General features: G+C 67.8%; 13 protein-coding genes. 12 read left to right on the plus strand and 1 reads right to left on the minus strand.

All coding sequences use genetic code 11. The annotated features are described in order from the left end of the window. Window positions 1–70 precede the first annotated feature (70 nt). The 12 genes from BVG12_RS24395 (at window position 71) to BVG12_RS24450 (ending at window position 16,890) form a co-directional block, all read left to right on the plus strand. Window positions 71–1,123 (plus strand): LacI family DNA-binding transcriptional regulator, encoded by a 1,053-nt coding sequence (locus BVG12_RS24395; RefSeq protein ID WP_075794649.1) that lies wholly within the window; start codon window positions 71–73, stop codon window positions 1,121–1,123. Window position 1,124: 1 nt separating this feature from the next. Beyond that, complete coding sequence (locus BVG12_RS24400; RefSeq protein WP_156895722.1) at window positions 1,125–2,036, plus strand: ABC transporter permease; 912 nt, start codon at window positions 1,125–1,127, stop codon at window positions 2,034–2,036. A gap of 4 nt (window positions 2,037–2,040) precedes the next feature. Further along, window positions 2,041–2,964: a carbohydrate ABC transporter permease gene (locus BVG12_RS24405; protein ID WP_083685367.1), complete on the plus strand. Its 924-nt coding sequence runs from the start codon at window positions 2,041–2,043 to the stop codon at window positions 2,962–2,964. Beyond that, on the plus strand, window positions 2,961–4,577 hold the full coding sequence (locus tag BVG12_RS24410; protein ID WP_075794651.1) for an extracellular solute-binding protein: 1,617 nt from the start codon (window positions 2,961–2,963) through the stop codon (window positions 4,575–4,577). The genes BVG12_RS24405 and BVG12_RS24410 overlap by 4 nt, the downstream gene beginning before the upstream one ends. After that, window positions 4,574–5,122 (plus strand): SDR family NAD(P)-dependent oxidoreductase, encoded by a 549-nt coding sequence (locus tag BVG12_RS24415; protein WP_075794652.1) that lies wholly within the window; start codon window positions 4,574–4,576, stop codon window positions 5,120–5,122. Before BVG12_RS24410 ends, BVG12_RS24415 begins: the two co-directional genes overlap by 4 nt. Window positions 5,123–5,149: 27 nt before the next feature. Further along, the gene (locus BVG12_RS24420) at window positions 5,150–6,322 is read left to right on the plus strand and encodes a glycoside hydrolase family 88 protein (protein WP_075794653.1); all 1,173 of its coding nucleotides are present in this window, start codon (window positions 5,150–5,152) and stop codon (window positions 6,320–6,322) included. Window positions 6,323–6,426: 104 nt separating this feature from the next. Beyond that, complete coding sequence (locus BVG12_RS24425) at window positions 6,427–9,282, plus strand: TonB-dependent receptor (RefSeq protein WP_075794654.1); 2,856 nt, start codon at window positions 6,427–6,429, stop codon at window positions 9,280–9,282. Between the two features lie 10 nt (window positions 9,283–9,292). Then, window positions 9,293–11,047, plus strand: coding sequence for a glycoside hydrolase family 35 protein (locus BVG12_RS24430; protein ID WP_075794655.1), 1,755 nt, complete (start codon window positions 9,293–9,295; stop codon window positions 11,045–11,047). Continuing rightward, complete coding sequence (locus tag BVG12_RS24435; RefSeq protein WP_075794656.1) at window positions 11,044–13,113, plus strand: phosphocholine-specific phospholipase C; 2,070 nt, start codon at window positions 11,044–11,046, stop codon at window positions 13,111–13,113. The genes BVG12_RS24430 and BVG12_RS24435 overlap by 4 nt, the downstream gene beginning before the upstream one ends. Before the next feature lie 11 nt (window positions 13,114–13,124). Next, a complete protein-coding gene (locus tag BVG12_RS24440) occupies window positions 13,125–14,195 on the plus strand; it encodes an ABC transporter ATP-binding protein (protein WP_075794657.1) in 1,071 nt (356 codons plus the stop codon). Further along, a complete protein-coding gene (locus tag BVG12_RS24445; RefSeq protein WP_075794658.1) occupies window positions 14,192–16,075 on the plus strand; it encodes an alpha-L-fucosidase in 1,884 nt (627 codons plus the stop codon). Before BVG12_RS24440 ends, BVG12_RS24445 begins: the two co-directional genes overlap by 4 nt. Continuing rightward, window positions 16,072–16,890 carry an NHL repeat-containing protein gene (locus BVG12_RS24450; RefSeq protein WP_075794659.1) on the plus strand — a complete coding sequence of 273 codons (819 nt, stop codon included), beginning with the start codon at window positions 16,072–16,074 and terminating at the stop codon, window positions 16,888–16,890. Before BVG12_RS24445 ends, BVG12_RS24450 begins: the two co-directional genes overlap by 4 nt. A 116-nt stretch (window positions 16,891–17,006) precedes the next feature. Here the strand turns inward: BVG12_RS24450 and BVG12_RS24455 are convergent, their stop codons facing one another. Then, window positions 17,007–19,946 (minus strand): polysaccharide lyase family 8 super-sandwich domain-containing protein, encoded by a 2,940-nt coding sequence (locus tag BVG12_RS24455; RefSeq protein ID WP_075794660.1) that lies wholly within the window; start codon window positions 19,944–19,946, stop codon window positions 17,007–17,009. Window positions 19,947–19,972: the final 26 nt, after the last annotated feature.

Consider the following 19,972-nt stretch of genomic DNA (forward strand, 5'->3'; position numbering starts at 1 on the left):
GTCTGTTGTGTTTTCAAAAAATCTGGTAACGTTAACGGACTCGAACAGAAAACACGACGGAGAACCAGGAATGCCGGAGACGAAAAACAGCGGCGGCGCCGCGCACGTCACGTCGCACGACGTCGCGCGCAAGGCCGGCGTGTCGGTCATGACGGTGTCGCGCGCCATGAGCGGGGAAGGCTATGTGGCCGAGAAGACGCGCGAAAAAGTGCTGGCCGCCGCGCGCGAACTGGGCTACACGCCCAACCTGTCGGCGCGCATGATGAAGGGCAGCCGCACGAACGTGATCGGCGTGCTGGTCAACGACCTGCTGTCGACGGTGATCAACGAGATCGTCGGCGCCGTCAGCGTCAACCTGCGCAAGTGCGGCATGGACCTCATCATCTACAACTCCATCGAAGACCTCGGCGCGTCCGCCCGCAGCGGCGTGCAGCAGATGATCCGCAATCACTGCGACGGCCTGCTGTTCGTGCTGCCGCGCCTCTCGGAGGGCTATATCGAATTCCTCGAGGCGAGCAGCCAGCCCACGGTCCTCGTCAATTACTGCCGCACCGATACGAGCCTGCCCGTCGTGGGCGGCGCCAACTACGCGGGCGGCGTGGCCGCGGCCGAGCACCTGCTGGGACTCGGCCACCGCCGCATCGGCTTCATCGCCGGTTCGCAGCACACGGGCCAGAGCCAGGAGCGCGAGCGCGGCTACAAGGCGGCGCTGCGCAGGGCCGGCATCCGCACCGACCGCACGCTCGTCGCACAAGGCGACTTCGGCCAGCGGTCCGGCTTCGAGGCCGCCGCAAAGCTGCTGCGCCTTCCCGATCCGCCGACGGCCATCTTCGCCGCCAACGACGACATGGCGATCGGCGCGATCAACGCGGCGCATTCGCTCGGCCTCGCCGTTCCGGAACACGTGTCGGTGGTGGGCTTCGACGATATTCCCAGCGCGTCGCTGCTGCATCCGCGCCTCACGACGTTGCGCCAGCCGCTGGCCGACATCAGCGAGGCCGCGGTGGCTGAGCTGATCCGCCGCATCAACAACGCGGAAGGGCAGCAGCACCGCATCGAATTCCCCTGCGAGCTGGTGGTGCGCGAGTCCACCGCCGCCGCACCACTACGCAATGCGGCCTGACATGGACAAGCTCTCCCGCATCCGCCGCGAACTGGCGCGCAACCGCAGCGTCTACCTGATGCTGGCGCCCGTACTGGCGTACTTCATCGTGTTCCAGTACGTGCCGATGGCGGGCGCCGTCATCGCGTTCAAGGACTTCAATCCCGCCACCGGTGTCGAAGGCAGCCCATGGGTCGGCCTGGACTGGTTCCGCCAGTTCTTCGACAGCCTGTTCGTGGGCCGCGTGATCTCGAACACGATCCTCATCAACGTGTACGACGTCCTCGTCGGCTTTCCCGCGCCGATCGTGCTGGCACTGCTGCTGAACGAACTCACGAGCACCCGCTTCCGCCAGTTCGTCCAGACCGTCACCTACCTGCCGCACTTCATTTCCGTCGTCGTCGTCAGCGGCATGCTGCTGGATTTCCTGGCGCGCGACGGCGTCATCGGCCAGATCGTGGCGGCCTTCGGCGGCACGCCGCAGGCCGTGATGAACGACCCGGACTGGTTCCGCACCGTGTACGTCGGCTCCGAGATCTGGCAGAGCGTGGGCTGGGGCTCGATCATCTACCTGGCCGCGCTGGCGGGCATCAACCCGACCCTGTACGAAGCCGCGCGCATCGACGGCGCCAGCCGCTGGCAGCGCCTGTGCCATATCACCTTGCCGGGCCTGCTGCCCATCATCGCGACCCTGCTCGTGCTGCGTCTCGGGCAGATGATGACGGTGGGCTTCGAGAAGATCATCCTGCTGTACAACCCGGCCACGTACGAAACGGCCGACGTGATCTCGACCTATGTGTACCGCCACGGCATCCTCGATGCGAACTACAGCTATGCGGCCGCCGTGGGCCTGTTCAACTCCGCCGTCGCCATGGTCCTGCTGGTGGTGGCGAATAAGCTGAGCCGGCGCTGGTCCGGCACCAGCATCTGGTGATGCCATGACGACCCGAGTCTTGTCCCGTCCCGAACCCGACATCCGCGCCTGGCGCCCGCGCCAGGGCTGGGGTTCCGCCGCGTTCGACGCCACCAACGCGGCCGTGCTGCTGGCGCTGTGCTTCGTGACGTTCTACCCGTTTTATTACGTGCTGATCGCGTCGTTGTCCGACCCCGTCGCGCTGATGGCCAACCGCGGCTTCATGCTGCTGCCGCGCGGCTTTTCGCTGGAAGCCTTCCACCGCGTGTGGGACAACCCGATGGTGCGCAGCGGCTTTTTCAACACGCTCGTGATCGTCGTCGGCGGCACCGCGCTCAATCTCGCGCTGACCTGCTGCGGCGCGTACGCCCTGTCGCGCCAGCGCCTGCCGCTGGAAAAGGCGTTCATGGTGCTGATCGTGTTCACCATGTTCTTTTCCGGCGGTCTCGTGCCCAACTACCTGCTCGTGCGCGACCTGGGCCTGTTGAATTCGCGCTGGGCCATCATCCTGCCGTTCGCCGTCAGCGCATGGAACCTCATCATCCTGCGCGCCGCGTTCAACGCCGTGCCGAAGGACTACGAGGAAGCGGCGCGCATCGACGGAGCCGGCGACTTCACGATCCTGCTGCGCGTATACGTCCCGCTGTGCATGCCCACCATCGCCGTCGTCGGCCTGTTCTACGCCGTCAGCCACTGGAACGGTTATTTTTACTCGATGATTTATCTGTCCGACCGCGACCTGTTCCCGATCCAGCTCGTGCTGCGCGAGATCCTCGTGTCCGGCAGCACGGATTCGATGATGACGGGCGAAGCCGTCGGCCGCGAAGCGCTGTCGAACACGATCAAGTACGCGACCGTCGTCGTGGCCACGATTCCCGTGCTGGCCGTGTACCCGTTCCTGCAGCGCTGGTTCGTGAAGGGCGTCCTGACGGGAGGGATCAAGGAATGAAAAAAGCCTGTCTTCTTGCGCTGATGCTGGTAACGTTAACGGATTCCGTACGGTCCGCACCCGAACCGATCACGCTACCCATCGTCAAGCAGCCGCTGCACCTGACGTGGTTCGCCAACTTCAACGGCAAGGCGGCCGTGTCGCTGAAGTCGTACGGCGAGCAGAGCGCCTACCACGTGCTGGCCGAGCGCACCGGTATCACGGTCGACTTCCAGCATCCTCCGCTGGGCGCGGAGCGCGAGCGCTTCAATCTGCTGCTCGTGTCGGGCAACTACCCGGACGTCATCGAGGCCGACTGGTTCGGCTATCCGGGCGGCTCGAGCAAGGCGCTGAAGGACGGCGTCGTCATCCCGCTCAACAGCCTGATCCGCCGTTATGCGCCGAATCTGCAGGCGTTGCTCGACCAGCATCCCGAAATCTACCGCCAGATCAGCACCGACGACGGCACGATCTACGCGTTCCCCATGCTGCGCATCGACCCGCAAGTGCGCAGCGTATGGGGCCCGCAGGTGCGCCAGGACTGGCTCGATAAACTGGGCCTGCGGCAACCGTCCACCATCGACGACTGGTACCGCGTGCTGACGGCATTCAAAACGCGCGACCCGAACGGCAACGGGATCGCCGACGAGATCCCGTTCTCCGCGCTGACGATCCCCGGCGAGAAGACCGTGCCCGGCCTGCCGCCGCCGCTGTGGGTCTTCCTCGGCGGCTTCGGGCTCGCGCCGGAGTTTTACCGCTGCGGCACGAAGGTCTGCTACAGCCCCGCGCAGCCGGCGTACCGCGACTTCCTCGCGACGATGCGCCGGTGGTATCGCGAAGGCTTGCTCGATCCGGACTACCTGGCGCAGACGGAGCGCCAGTTCGACGCCAAGATGACCAATGGCCTCGTGGGTGCGTACGCCGGCTATAACGGCAGCGGCCTCGCGCGCTTCACCGCGATGAACCGCGCGCGCTTCCCCGGCTTCAAACTGGTCGCGACGAAGTATCCGCTGGGGCCCGGCGGCAAGCGCTACGTCACGTGGCCGGAAGCGGGGCAGGAATACATGGGCATCGGCGCGGCCATCACGCCGAACAACCGGCACGTCGTCGAGACGGTGAAATTCCTCGACTACGGTTATTCGGACGCGGGCGGCCTGACCCTGAGCTTCGGCCGCGAGGGCGTCAGCTACACGATGGTGAACGGCGAGCCGCGCTACACGGACCGCGTGATGAAAAACCCCAAGCTGTCCGTGGCCGAGGCGATCTTTACCCATGCGAGGCCGCAGCAAGGGCCGCTCGTGCAGGACGTGCGCTACCTGCGCCAGTTCTACTCGATGCCCGAGCAGCTGGACGCCGTGCGCACGTGGTCGGACGCGTCGACGGAACTGTTGCTGCCGCCGCTGGAAGTGGCCAGCAGCGATGCGCGCAAATTCAACGCGATCATGAGCGACATGAAGATCTACGTCGCCGAGATGACGACGCGCTTCATCACGGGCCGCGAGCCGCTGGAACACTTCGATGCGTACCGCCGCAAGCTCGATCAGGCCGGCCTGCCGTTCGTCGTCGCCGCGATGCAGCGCGCGCTCGACCGGTACGACAGCAAAGCGATCCAACCGACGCGGGAGCAGCCATGAAGGATCCGTTTTCGCTGGCCGGACGGCGTGCGCTGGTGACGGGCGGCGCCTCCGGCGTCACGCAGGCCATCGCACGTGCGCTCGCGCAGGCGGGCGCCGACGTGGCGGTCACGGGGCCCGCCGAAGCAGCCGGCGCCGCCCAGCTGGACGCGGCAGAGCGTGTGCACGGCTCCATCGCCATTCTCGTCAATATCGCCGGCCGGCTCGACGCGGCAGACGGCTGGCGCGCCGCATTCGGCGCGAGCCTCGACGCGCCGTGGCGCCTTGCGCAGGAAGCGGCACGGCGCATGGTGGAACGCGGTGGCGGCAAGATCGTCAACGTCGCGTCGCCGCCCGCGGCGCATGGGGCCAGCAGGGATGCACTGGTGGGCTTCACGAAAGCCCTCGCCAATGAATTCGCGGTCCGGTCTGTTAACGTTAACGGGATCGTGCCTGGTGACTTCGCCGCCGACGTCGGCGGTGCCTGTGTATTCCTGTGCTCGCGCGCCGCCGACTCCATCCACGGCCACGTGCTGGCCGTCGGCGGCGGCTGCCTCGCCCGCTGAAACCTCTTCCACAACAATCCAAAGAACATGACGACACTCGACCTCAACGCCACCGACCGGGACCTGTTCCGCGGCGCCCTGGACCAGGCCCTGGCCCAGCTCGAGGGCGCGCTCTCCGAATTCGGCGCGCGCTTCCCCGACGATACGGCGCCGGCAGACCGCTACCGGCCGCGCCGCTGGCTCGATTATCCCGACGGCGCCAACTCCGGCTGGACCACGGGTTTCTGGACCGGCATGCTGTGGCTCGCCCACGAGCTGTCGGGACAAATGGCCTTCCGCGCGGCCGCCCATGCCCACCTGGCCAGCTTCGAGGAGCGCCTGGAAAAGCGCATCCAGATCGACCATCACGACCTCGGTTTTCTCTACATGCCGTCTTGCGTGGCCGCGTGGCGCGTCCGCGGCGACGTGCACGCACGCACCGTCGCGTTGGGCGCCGCCGATTATCTGATGCGGCGCTACCTGCCGCGCGCCGGCATCATCCAGGCGTGGGGCGACCTCGATGACCCGGCGCAGCGCGGCCGCATGATCATCGACTGCCTGATGAATCTTCCGTTGCTGCATTGGGCCGGCAGCGCCGGCGGCGATGCGCGCTACCGCGACGCCGCGCTCAGCCACCTGGAGCGCTCGCGCGACTTCCTCGTGCGTGCGGACGATTCGAGTTTTCACACGTACCACTTCGATCCGGAGACGGGCGCGCCCCTGTACGGCAGCACGGCGCAGGGCCTCGCCGACGATTCGTGCTGGGCGCGCGGCCAGGCGTGGGGCATGTACGGCTTCGCGTTGAACCACCGGCACGCACCGGACCTGGGCCTGCTGGCCGTCGCCATGCGCCAGGCCGATTACTTCATCGCGCACCTGCCGCCCAACGGCATCGCGTATTGGGATCTCGCATTCGGGCCGGGCAGCGGCGAGCCGTGGGACAGCTCGGCCAGCGCGATCGCCGCATGCGGCCTGCTCGAACTGGCGGATCACCTGGATGACGAGGCAAGCGCGCAGCGTTATCGCGACGCGGCGCTGCACATGCTGCGTGGCCTCGTCATGCATTGCGCGGCGCGCGCGCCGGCCAGCAATGCGCTGCTGCTGCACGGCGTGTACAGCAAGCCGCACGGGCAGGGTGTCGACGAACCGAATTTGTGGGGCGATTACTTCTACCTGGAGGCGTTGGCGCGCGTGCTGCACGGCGCTTCCGGTTACTGGTAGGAGATAAAGGTGAAATAAGAAGCGCGGCATAGCCGCAAGGGCGGGCGCGATATACCGCGTCCGGAACAGCAGTGATATCGTGGTATCCGAGACAGGAGTTGGAGATGGCAACGAATAACAAGACTTACAATGTGCACCACCCGTTGAACCCGATGGCGATCGCCGTCGCCTGCGCCATCCTCGGCGCGACCGTGACCGCCTCGGCGCAGACCGCGCACGATGGGCAGGCCATCCAGCAGGTCGAAGTGACGGGCATCCGCGCGTCGAAGCAAAAGTCGCTGGAAAAGAAGCGCAACAACGACACGATGAGCGAAGTCGTGACGGCGGAAGACGTGGGCAAGATGCCCGACAAGAACGTGGCCGACGCGCTGCAGAAGCTCCCCGGCGTGAACACCTTGGCCGGCAGCGGCGGGCAGGGCGGCTACGACGAGAACGACCGCGTGAGCATGCGCGGCACGAGCCCCAGCCTGTCGCTCACGACGATCAACGGCCATTCCGTCGCGACGGCCGACTGGGACGCGAGCGACCAGCTGGCCGGCGGCGCCGGCTCCAGCGGCTCGGGCGCGGCGCGCAGCGTCAGCTTCCTTCTGCTGCCGTCCGAGATCGTCAGCCAGGTCGTCGTGCACAAGAGCGCGGAGGCGGACCAGCTCGAGGGCGGCGTTGCGGGCGCCGTCGACATCATCACGCGCCGTCCGCTCGACAGCAAGAAACCCTTCAGCGCGGAAGCCAGCGTGCAGGGCGTGTACTCCGACCTGGCCGGCAAGACGAATCCGCAGCTGGCGGCCTTCCTCAACTGGACGAACGCGAACCGCACGGCCGGCGTCATGCTGCAGGTGTTCGACCAGAAGCGCAATGTGCGGCGCGACAGCCAGCAGATCACGTGGGGCCGCATCGGCGCCGCGACCAACGCCGGCAAGGCGAACGGCGGCGCGCTCGCGGGCACGCCGTTCGTCTCGGAAGTGATCGAGAGCCTGTTCCAGCAGGAGCGCAAGCGCACCGGCGGCTCGCTCGGCTTTGAACTCAAGGTGACGGACGACTTCACGATCAACGCCGACATCTTCCGCTCCAAGCTCGACGCCAGCTATTCGAACAACCGCTTCGTCGTGCGGCCGACGAATTCCGTCAGCGGCGGGATCGTTCCGACCAACGTGACGGTCGCGAACGGCGCCGTGACGAGCGCGCAGTTCAACAACACCGGCGCGGCCACGGGCACGCAGCTGGAATCGCAGGTCAACCCGAGCGCCGCGTCGCGCACGGGCTATGAAAACGTCGACTTCAAATGGCGCGTCAGCGACGCCCTGCGCGTGACGGGCCGGGGCGGCAGCACGAAGGCCGAGGGCGACACCTACCTGTACTGGAATTATGCGTTCCTGCCGAATACCGCGACCGGCTATGTCTACAACGGTCCGAACGATCCGGTGACGGTGCTGCTGCCGAACGGCGTGTCGGCTGCGAACCTGACGTCGAACCCGGGCAACTCGGGCGCGGACCAAAGCTACAGCCTGCAGCACAGCGAAGACCGCGAGCACTACGGCCAGCTCGACGCCGAGTACAGCTTCGAGAACGGCTTCGTGAACAGCATCAAGGTGGGCGTGCGCGGCTCCGATCACAAGCGCTCGGGGGCGCGTCCGCTGAAGGCCGGCCTGCCCGAGAACGCGGCGCAGAACGGCCAGGTGCCCGCCGCATCGCTGCCCGTCATCGGCTGGACCGGCGCGACGTTCCCGTCCGACTTCGGTAGCAACCTGGGCGCGACCGGCGCCACCGGGCCCTATATCTCGCCCGATGCAGTCGTATCCTGGTCGCAGGCCAACCTGAACGCGAATGAAGCGTTCAACAAACCGGTATCCGGCGTCTTCACCGTGAAGGAAAAAGTGAAGGCCGGGTATGTGATGGCGCGCTTCGGCGGCGAACGGTGGCGCGGCAACGCGGGCGTGCGCCTCGTGCGCACGGAAACCAGCGTGACGACGAACACCGGCCTGCCGTGCGGCGTGCCATCGGCCGTGAACGGCATCACCTACGGCAGCCCCGCACAGGCGGCGGCCTGCGCCGGCTTCGTGCCGGCGGGCGGCAAGCTGACGACCGGTTCGCGCTTCGGCAACTTCTACACCTTGACGACGGATTCCAGCTACACGAAGGCGCTGCCCAGCATGAACCTCGTCTATGACGCGACGAAAGACCTCGTGCTGCGCACGGCAGCGGCACGCGTGATGTCGCGGCCGGACTACAGCGCGCTCGGCGCCAGCATCAGCGGTTTCGGCTACAACCCGGCGGCGATCCCGGTATCGACCGCATCGGGCGGCAACGCGAAGCTGGGCCCCGTCCTTGCCAACAACTACAACGTCGGCGTCGAGTGGTACTTCCAGCCGCGCAGCCTGCTCTCCGCGCAGCTGTTCCTCATCGACTTCGATGCGCTGGTCGGTTCCGGCACGTCGACGCAGCAGCTGCTCAACACGGCGGTGCCGGCATCGCTGGGCGGGCCGCAGGTCGTGAGCACGGTGGTCAGCTCCCCGGTGATGACGAAGGGCCGCTCGAAGGGCATCGAACTCGGTTACGAGCAGCCCGTGTGGGGCGGCTTCGGCATCCAGGCCAATTACACGTACGTCGATGCGAAGGAGGCGAGCGGCCTGCCGATGCTGGGCGCGTCGCGCAACTCGTACACGGCGGGCGGCTTCTACGAGAACGACAAGTTCAGCGCGCGCCTCGTGTACTCGTGGCGCGGCGCCGCTCGCACCGGCCTGTACGGCCTGTCGCAGAACTATGCGGCGGCGTCGGGCACCGTCGCGGCCTCGCTCAACTACACGCTGACGGAGTCGATCACGCTGACGTTCGAGGGCCTGAACCTGAACAGTCCGACGCTGCGCTACTACAACGCCGCCGACGCGAACATCCCGTTCGCCGCGACGACGGCCCTGCACAGCAGCGGGCGCCAGTACTACTTCGGCGCGCGCTTCAAGTATTGAAAGGCGGGAGATGGGTGATTTTCGTATCGAAGGCGACGGCTTCCTGCTGAACGGGCGGCCCTTCCGGATCCTGTCCGGCGCGATGCACTATTTCCGCATCCCGCCCGCGTACTGGGAAGACCGGCTGAGGAAGCTGCAGGCGATGGGACTGAACACGGTCGAGACCTACGTCGCGTGGAATATGCACGAGCCGCGGCCCGGACAATTCGACTTCGACGGCATGGCGGACCTCGTGCGCTTCGTCGAGACGGCGCAGGCGTTGGGCCTGTACGTGATCGTGCGTCCGGGCCCGTTCATCTGCGCGGAGTGGGAATTTGGCGGCCTGCCGGCCTGGCTGCTCGCCGATCCGGACATGGAGGTGCGCTGCTGCTACCCGCCTTATCTGGCGGCCGTGCGGCGCTTTTACGAAGCGCTGCTGCCACGCTTGTTGCCGCTGCAGATCCAGCGCGGCGGCCCGGTCATCGCGATGCAGGTCGAGAACGAGTACGGCAGCTACGGCAGCGACCAGGCGTATCTGGCCTGGCTGCGCGGCCTGATGCTGGAACTGGGCGTCGAGACGCTGCTCTTCACGTCCGACGGCGCGACGGACCACATGCTCACGCACGGCACGCTGGACGGCGTGTGGAAGACGGCGAACTTCGGCTCGCGCGCGGACGGCGAGTTCGCCACGCTGCGCCGCTACCAGCCGGATGCGCCGCTGATGTGCATGGAGTTCTGGAACGGCTGGTTCGACCACTGGGGTGAGCCACACCACACGCGCGATGCGGAGGATGCCGCCGCCGCGCTGGACGAGATTCTCGCGGCCGGGGCCTCCGTCAACGTCTACATGTTCCACGGCGGGACGAGCTTCGGCTTCATGAACGGGGCGAACACCGACCTGGAGACGCGCCGCTACCAGCCGACCGTGAACTCGTACGATTACGACGCGCCGCTGAGCGAAGATGGGCAACCGACGGCGAAATACCACGCGTTCCGGCGCGTGATCGGCAAGCATGTCGACCTGCCGCCGCCGGTCCTGCCGGCGCCGGTGCCGCGGCTCGATCTTGGCGCCATCCGCTTCGCGGACTACGCGGCGCTGGCGGACAACCTGGTCCGGTTGGGCACGGCCATCGAAGCGGCCGCGCCGCGCTCGATGGAAGCGCTGGGGCAGTCGTATGGCTACACGTTGTACCGCACCCGGGCGCGTCATCCGGCCGGCACCGTCCGGCTGTCGGCGGAGCGCGTGCACGACCGCGCCCAGGTCTTCGTCGACGGCGTGCCGGCGGGCGTGCTGGAACGCGACGGCGATCTCGCCATCGACGTCGAGCTGCCCGGCGGCCCGTGCGTCATCGAACTGCTCGTCGAGAACCAGGGCCGGGTGAACTACGGCCCGGACCTGCAGGACCGCAAAGGCTTGCTGGGCTGGGTCAGGCTCGGCATCAATAAGCTGTATCACTGGGAGATGATTCCGTTACCGTTGTGTCATCCGGACGTGCTAGATTTTGGCGCGTACGGTGGCGAACCGATGGATCGTCCGGGGTTCCACCGCGCGGCATTCGACGTGGCGGCGCCGGGCGACTGCTTCCTCGACCTGTCCGGCTGGACGAAGGGCGTCGCATGGCTGAACGGTTTCAATCTCGGCCGCTACTGGGAGCGCGGTCCGCAGCGCCGCCTGTACGTGCCGGCGCCGCTGCTCAAGCGAGGCCGCAACGAATTGATCGTGTTCGAACAGCATGGCAGCGCATGCCGCACGGCGGCGCTGCATGCGGACAGGGGAGAAGCATGACCAGTCTTTCACGCCGCCGCTTCCTCGGGAGCGCCACCGCCGCCAGCGTCCTCGGTGCCATGCCGCCATTGCTGCGTGAGGCGCTGGCGGTGTCACCGAAGCGCGGCACCGGCAGCATCGCGGACGTGCGCCACGTCGTCATCCTGATGCAGGAAAACCGCTCGTTCGACCACTACTTCGGTACCCTGGCCGGGGTACGCGGTTTCGGCGACCGCATGGCGATTCCCGTGCGCGACGGCCGCACGGTCTGGCAGCAGCACAATGGCCGGCGCATCGTCATGCCGTACCGGCTCGACGCCGGCGCGGGCAACGCCCAGCCCGCGCTGGACCTGCCGCACACGTGGCCGGACGCGCAGGCGGCGTGGGACGACGGCCGCCTGAACGCGTGGCCGCGCGCCAAGACGGATGCGTCGATGGCCTATTACACGCGCGCCGAGCTGCCCGTCCAGTTCGCGCTGGCCGACGCCTTTACGCTATGCGACGCCTACCACTGCTCGCTGCAGGGCGGCACGAACCCGAACCGGCTGTACATGATGACGGGGACGAACGACCCGTCGGGGCGTCACGGCGGTCCCGCCATCGACAACCGCATGGAAGGCTTCGGCCCTGTCGAACAGGGTTTCACCTGGACGACTTACGTGGAGCGCCTGGAAGCGGCGGGCGTCAGCTGGAAGGTCTATAACGACATGGCGGACAACTACGGCTGCAATATGCTGGAAACGTTCAAGAGCTTCCGCGCGGCCCACGCTGCGCGCCCGCATCCGCTGGCAGACAAGGGTTTGTCGACGACCTTGCGCGACGCCACGCTGGACGGCCTGCGCGACGACGTCGTGAACGGCCGCCTGCCGCAGGTCAGCTGGGTCATCCCGCCGCGCCTGTACAGCGAACACCCGGGACCGTCCACGCCCGTGCAGGGCGGCGCGTACACCCTGCAGGTGCTGGAAGCGCTGCTCGCGGACCCCGACGTCTGGAGCGGTACCGTGTTCCTGCAGATGTACGACGAGAACGACGCGTTCTTCGACCACGTGCCGCCGCCGGCGCCGCCCGCGTTCGCGCAGGACGGCACGCGCGCGGGCATGTCGACCGTCGACTGCGATGACGAATGCCATCGCGACGGGCGGCTGTACGGCCTCGGTCCGCGCGTGCCGATGCTCGTGATGTCCCCGTGGAGCAAGGGCGGCTGGGTGAACTCGCAGGTGTTCGACCACACGTCGATCCTGCGCTTCCTCGAGCGCCGCTTCGGCGTGCTGGAACCGAACATCAGCGCCTGGCGCCGCGCCGTCTGCGGCGACCTGACGAGCTGCTTCGATTTCGCGTCGCCGGATGCGTCGACGCCGCGCCTGCCCGTCTACGGCACGGCGCAGGCCGACGCGGAGCGCATCCGCCAGCGCGCCGCGCCGGCCATCGAAGTGCCGGCGGAGACCGCGCAGGCGGTGCCGCGCCAGGAACCGGGCACGCGGCCGTCGCGGGCGCTGCCTTACCACCTCGAAGTGCTGGCCGAACCGCGCGCGGACGGCATCGCGCTCGCCTTCGCCAACGCCGGCACGGCCGGCGCCGTGTTTCACGTGTACGACCGCCTGCGCCTCGGCCGCATCCCGCGCCGCTACACGGTGGAGGCGGGCAAGCAGCTGGCCGACGTATGGACGGCGCCGCCCGTCGCCGCGAGCAGCGTGCCGGTGAAAGCCCCGCCGGCCGGGGCCTACGATCTATGGATTCTCGGCCCGAACGGTTTCCATCGTGGCCTGCGCGGCGCGGGCGTGCCGGCCATCGTTGTGCGTGCCATGCGCGACGGCGAGCGCATCGTGCTCGAACTGAGTAACGGCACCGACGCCCCGCACGAAGCGACGTTGACGATGCTTGCCTATGCCTATGCCTATGCCGATCCGGCGCCGGCTGCCTTCAGCCTTGGGCCCGGCGCCGTCGAACGCGTCGCGCTGCCCGGTCCGTGGTACGACGCCGTCGTGCGCAGCGGCGATGCCGCCTGGCGTTTCGCCGGCCGCATCGAAACGGGCTACGACGGCACCAGCGATCCCGCGACGACCCTCGCGTCCACTCAACCCTGGTAGCAGGAGCCAGCATGGCCGACATCCAACTGCAACACGTACGCAAGTTCTACGACAACGGCTACCACGCCGTGAAGGATTTCAACCTGCACATCCACGACGGCGAGTTCGTCGTCTTCGTCGGCCCGTCCGGCTGCGGCAAGTCGACGACCCTGCGCATGATCGCGGGCCTGGAGGAGATCTCCGACGGCAGCCTGCAGATCGGCGGGCGCGTCGTCAACGACCTGCAGCCGAAGGAGCGCGACATCGCGATGGTCTTCCAGAACTACGCGCTGTACCCGCACATGACGGTGCGCGAGAACATGGGGTTCGCGTTAAAACTCGACAAGGTGCCGAAGGGGCAGATCGCCGAGCGCGTCGACGAAGCGGCGCGCATGCTGCACCTGGATGCGCTGCTCGACCGCAAGCCGAAGGAGCTGTCCGGCGGCCAGCGCCAGCGTGTGGCGCTGGGCCGCGCCATCGTGCGCAAGCCGCATGCATTCCTGATGGACGAGCCGCTGTCCAACCTGGACGCCAAGCTGCGCGTGGAGATGCGCGCGTCGATCACGCGGCTGCACCGCAAACTGGGGGTGACGACGGTCTACGTCACGCACGACCAGGTCGAGGCGATGACGATGGGCGACCGCATCGTCGTCATGAAGGACGGCGACATCCAGCAGGTGGCCAGCCCGCTCGAACTGTACGAACATCCGGCCAACCGCTTCGTCGCCGGCTTCATCGGCTCGCCCGCGATGGGCTTCCTCGAAGGCCGGCTGTCCAAAGGAACGCTGGTCGGCGACGGCTTCACCTTGCCGCTGCCGGCCGGGCTGGCCGCCCATGTGGCGGCGTTCGACGGCAAGCTCGTCGCCGCCGGGATCCGGCCCGAGCACCTGGCGCTCGCGGATCATGGCATCGAGGCCACCGTCGACGTCGTCGAGGCGCTCGGCGCGGACACGATGGTCGGCCTCTTGATCGGCAGCCAGTCCATCGTCGCGCGCTTGGCGCCGCACGTGCAGGTGGCGCCGGGGCAGCGCGTGAAGGTGGCGCCGGATCCCGCGCGCGTCCACCTGTTCGACGCCGACGGCGGCGCGAACATCGGCCAATGAAGCGACGGGTTTTTCTCGCCGGCTCCATGCTGGCCTGCACCGCCAGCGGATGGGGCGCGACGCGCACGGCGCCCGCACCGTGGGGCGCTGTCCCGAACGCGCGGCAGCTGCGCTGGCACGCGCTGGAGGCCTGCGCCTTCGTCCACTTCGGCATGAACACGCTGACGGGACGCGAGTGGGGCGACGGCAGCGATCCTCCATCCACGTTCGATCCGTCCGGATTCGACGCCGACCAGATCGCGCAGTGTGCGCGCGACGCCGGGCTGCGCGGCCTGATCTTCACGGCGAAACACCACGACGGCTTTTGCCTGTGGCCCAGCGCGCATACCGAGTACAGCATCCGCAATAGTCCGTTCAGGGACGGCAAGGCGGACCTCGTGCGTGACATGGCCGACGCCTGCCGCCGGCACGGGCTGGCGTTCGGCGTCTACCTGTCGCCATGGGACCGCCACCATGCGGACTACGGGCGCCCGGCCTATGTGGACTATTTTCGCAACCAACTGCGGGAACTGCTGACGCAATACGGCGACATCTTCGAAGTGTGGTTCGACAGCGCGAACGGCGGCGACGGCTATTACGGCGGCATGCGCGGCGTGCGCCGCATCGATGCCGCGAGCTATTACGACTGGCCGACGACGTGGCGCCTCGTCCACGAACTGCAGCCGATGGCGGCCGTCTGGGGCACGGTGGGGTCGGAGCTGCGCTGGGTCGGCAATGAAGCCGGCTACGCGGGCGATCCATGCTGGGCCACGATGGACACGGGGCCGTTCGAGGTCGAGAAAAACCTGCACGGCGTGCGCAACGGCGCCGTGTGGCGGCCGGCCGAGGTGGATGTGTCGATCCGGCCCGGATGGTTCTGGAAGGCGCGCGAGGATGCACAGGTCAAGACGCCCGCCGGGCTGTTGACGATCTATCTGGAATCGGTGGGACGGGGCGCCGGCCTGCTGTTGAACATCGCGCCGGACCGCGCGGGGCGCGTACCGGACCGGGATGCGGCCAGCCTGCGGGACTGGGGCGCGCTGCTGCGGCAGACGTTCGCCACCAATCTGGCACGGGGCGCGAACGTCCAGGCAAGCAGCGAGCATCCGGGTTATGCGGCCGCGCAGCTGATCGCGGATACCGATGGGTATTGGTGCGCGGAGGAGGGCGCGACCTCGGCCGGCGTCGAACTCGTGCTGGCGGGCGAACGCGCCTTCGACCTCGTGCGCCTGCGCGAACACCTGCCGCTCGGGCAGCGCGTCGGCGCGTTCGCCATCGATGCGTGGCGTGACGGCGCATGGGCCGAGATCGCGCACGGCACGTCCGTCGGCAGCCAGCGCCTGTTGCGGCTCGCGCAGCCGGTGCGCACGGATCGGGTGCGCCTGCGCGTGCTCGACGCCGTCGCCAGCCCGGCCTTGCGCGGCTTCGGACTGTTCCTGCTGCCGGCGGCAGCCGCCGTTCCCCGCGCCCCTGCGCAACAGGCGCGGGGGCCGCATCTGCGTGTGCTGGCCGCCAGCTCGCCCGGCGCCGCCGCGCTGTTGGACGGCGACCCGGACACGTTCTGGCTGGCGCGCGGCGCACCGCCGCAGGTCACGCTCGCATTGGACGAGCGCACGACATTGGTCGCCATCGCCCTGCTGCCGGCCCGTCATCTGCCGCCGGGCGCCGGCCATCCGTTGCGCTGCCTCGTACAGGTCGGCACCGACACGGGACACTGGGTCACGACGGTCGATGCCGAACTGGCCAACGTGGCCGCGAACCCCATCGAGCAATACCTGCCATTCGACCGTCCGCACGCGACGCGCTTCGTGCGCGTGCGCATCACGCGCGCCCGCGACGGCCTGCCGGCCGCCATCGCGGGCATTGCCGCCATTCCTTCCAACTCACCTGAATCACCATGACACTCGCATTACGATTCCTCGGCATCGACGAGGGCCGCCAGCGCCTGCACCTGATCGACTCGCAAGACCCGGCCTTCGGCTGGCAGCGCGACCTGGCCGACTTTCCGCTCGCGCGCGACCTGCAGCGCATTGGGCCGAACCGCGCCCTCGTCGGCTTCGAGCGCGGCTTCTTCGAGATCGACATTGACAGCGGCGACATCGTCCGCGTCTGCGACCGCTGGTCCGGCGTGACGGCGGCGCGCCGGCTCGATGACGGCCGCACGCTCGTCACGGGCATGAATCTGGACGGCGGCGACAACGATATTGACGTGCTGACGCTCGACGCCGACCTGCTCGTGATCGCGAGGGCCCGGCGCGACGGCGACTACGTGCGCCTGATGCGCCCGGCGGGCGACGGCTACCTGCTGTGCACGAACGACCATATCCTCGAAACGGATGCGGCGCTGCGGCCCCGGCGCCGGCTGGCCGCGCCGGGGTTCGAGCATGCGTGGAAGGCCGAACGGCTGGCCGACGGGTCGACGCTCGTCGCGGCCGGCTATGGTGCATTCGTGGCGCGCTTCGACGCGGACGGGCGGCTCGTCGGCACGTTCGGCGGCAAGGACGAGGTACCGGAGCAGGTCGCGCCGTTTTTCTACGCGACCTTCCAGGTGCTGGACGACGGCTGCATCGCCGTCGCCAACTGGCAGGGGCATGGGCCGGACAATGGGCGCAAGGGGCGGCAGCTGCTCGTGTTCGATGCGAATGGTACGCTGCTGGATACGTGGTCGGATCCGGTGCGGATCTCGTCGCTGCAGGGGATATTGGTGCTGGAGTAGCATCGTCCCCGCGCAGGCGGGGACCCATACTGAGCTACAGAATTCCATATGCTTGATAGACCAGCTTCGGCAGCTCAGAATGGATTTCCGCTTTCGCGGGATCGACGGAGCAAGATTCAGTGGTAGACCACGTACAGCACCGGCTGATTCGCCGCCGTCGCCTCCCGCGACCCATAGTTCACCCACCCGTTCGCGCCGACATTGGTCGGTGAATCGACCTTCAGCGACACCAGCTTGTCCCCGCCCGCCGCTGCCGTGACGGCCGGTGTCACGTCCAGCATGAGTGCCTGCCCGGCCGCGCCGACGACCCACGTACCGAGCACGGACGACACGGCCGGCATCGTGTTCCACGTGAGCCCCGTTTCCGTCCACGCGGTCGAGGCGAGCACCGACACGCGGTTGCTGAACGTGTTCGCGGCGCCCACGCTCGTCGGCACCATCGCCAAGGTCGCGCCCGCGATCGTGCCGGTGATGCCGGAGACGTCGAACTTGAGCGCGGCCTGGCGCGCATAGCCCACGCCATCGTTCTTGACGACCAGCGTATTCGACGTGCCGAAGTTGGTGCCGGCCGAGGCGCCGTCCTGCACATAGCTGTCGGCGACGGGAGACAAGGCCACGGTCGTTCCTTCCGCCAGCTGCACGGCGTAGCTCCGGCCGGCCGACGCGTTGACGTTCACGGTCAGCTTGATCGTCGGGTACAGCTGCGTCACCGTCACCGCCGGATCCTTGCTGATCACCTGCCACGCGCTGCGATTGAGTTCGAGATCGATCGTGCCCGTGTTGGCCTGGGTCGGGTCGGCGACGCCGATGTGCAGCTCCGATCCCGTGTCGCGCACGGTGACGGACGCCTTGCGGTTGCTCGTCAGGTAGGCGCCGCCCGCATCGTTGACCGTCTTCGCCGCGTCGTTCCAGAAGTTGACGCCCGTGACGCCGGCCGCCGTGTCGCGCGCGGCGTGCGCGTCGACGCTGTTCTCCAGGATGGCGACCGTCGGGCTGGCGGCGAAGGATGCCGTGCGCGCTGCCGTGTAGTTCGGCAGGATCACGTAGGCGTACGACGCGCTCGTCGGTCCGGCGCCGTGGTTCAGCGCCAGGCTGAGGAAGCTGTTCGTCACCGTCGTGGCGGGGCCGCCCGTATTGATCTGCTGCCAGCTGCCGCTGCGGGTCTCGCGCAGGCCGGACAGATTCACGGGGGAGGGGAACCAGTAGCCGATGTCGGCGCCGCTCACGTTGCCGGCCAGGTGCGCCCATTGCACGCTGGTCGTCGTCGCGGACCAGCCGCTCGTCGTCGGCATGGACAGGCCGTTGATGGTCAGTGCGTTGTCGCCGGCCGCGGTCAGCTTGCGGTTCTCGACGATCGTCTCGACCGTGCGGCCGTCCGTGTTCGCGATCCCGGAGCCGAGGGCGATGATCTTATCGCCGAACAGGAACCACGACTTCTTGCCCTGCAAGGTCGATCCCGTGACTTTCGACATCGAGAATTGCAGGCCCGCCGTCGCGTGCAGGTTGTCGATTTCGGAGCCGCCTGCCCAGTTATAGGTGTTCGGGTAGTTGCCGAAGCTGACCGGCGTGCCGCTGCCCGAGCCGTCCGTCGTCGTGCCGGGCAGGCGGGCCTGGTTCACCGTCGGCCAGTAATCGCCGGAGAACTGTTTGAGGTCGTTGTTGTACACATAGGTCATGCCCGCGCCCGTCCACCAGCCTTTGATGTTCTCGCCATTGCCGTATTCGAAGGCCGCTATGCGCGTCGAGAACAGCGACACCATGCTCGAATAGCCCGCATAGCTGTGCAGCGCGCGGTCCATGCTGGCGAAGACGTGCGTCTGGATCTGCTCGGGATCGGGCGTGATGGTGCTGTCCGCGAGGATGCCTTTCAGGTTGGTGATGTCGTAGAGACCGAGGCCCGCGTAGTAGTTGGCGAAAGTCGTGTCGCGCTGCATCCAGTGCTTGACCGTGCTGTTGATGGCGGCGGCGTTCGCGGCCGGCGCGCCTTTCGCGAGGCGCGCCAGCGACACCGTCAGAGAGCGGCCCGCGTCGTGGTCGGTCGATGCCTGGCGCGAGATCGCGCGCCCGCGCACGGCATCCATCACCGCGCCCTGGTAGACCACCGGCTTGTAGCCGTTCGCATACCAGTCGTAGACGTTGCCCGCGTTGGCGTCCGTGACGGCCCATGTCGACCCGTTCAGCAGGTAGTACAGGCGCGCGATGTCGCTCATCAGCACGAGGCCGTAGCTGCCCGTGTAGGCGACGTTCGTGTGCTGGATGAACGAGCCGTCCGCATAAAAGCCGTCGCCGCTGGTCACATAGAGGAGGGCCTGGCTGATGGCGTCACGGCCCTGCGCGATCTTCGTCGCCGACTTGCCGATCACGCCGCGCAGCGCGACGACGGACGCCTTGTCCAGGCGGTTCGCGCCCGTCTCGACGATGGTGGTGCCGGTGCGCTTCGTCGGATCGGGCACGTAGTAATCGATGGCCGCGACATGGTTGGCGATCTGCGTGGCGGAGAGCTGGCCGTACATCAGTACCGTGATGTCGTTCAGCGCCTGCGGAGAGCCGATCTCCCAATCCCACCAGTTGTCGAACTTCGCGATGCCGCTGCCGTAGTGGTTCGCGTTCATCCAGTCCAGCCCCGACAGGATCGCCGCGCCCAGCGACGCGTTCCCCTGCAGCGACGACCCCGTCGTCGAATACGCCAGCGCCATGGCGAGCAGCCGGCTGTAAGTCTGCGTGACCGTCGTCGACTTCGTCCACGTGGCGAGGTCGCTCCACAGATACGTGCGGCCGGATGCCGTCTGCAGCGTGTCCCAATAGCCCTGGGCGGTGCTCGTGATGGTCGCGATCTGCGCGGCGATATCCGGGTCGGCCGTGTTCACGGCGCTGCCGCCCGTCAGCTGCAGGCTCCATTTGGCGCGCAGCGTGTCGTATTCGTCGGTGGTGGCGGCTTCCAGGTGGCCGCCGCCCGACATCGACAGTTGCGCGCCTGTGGAGGCATGCTCCTGCGCGGTGCCGCCGCAGGCGCTCAAGGCAACGGCCAGCAGCAGGAGGGGAATTCGGGTGGGCATGGCGTGGTCTCCATCGTCTGTGTTAA

The sequence above is a fragment of the Massilia putida genome (assembly GCF_001941825.1).
GTDB lineage: Bacteria > Pseudomonadota > Gammaproteobacteria > Burkholderiales > Burkholderiaceae_D > Telluria > Telluria putida.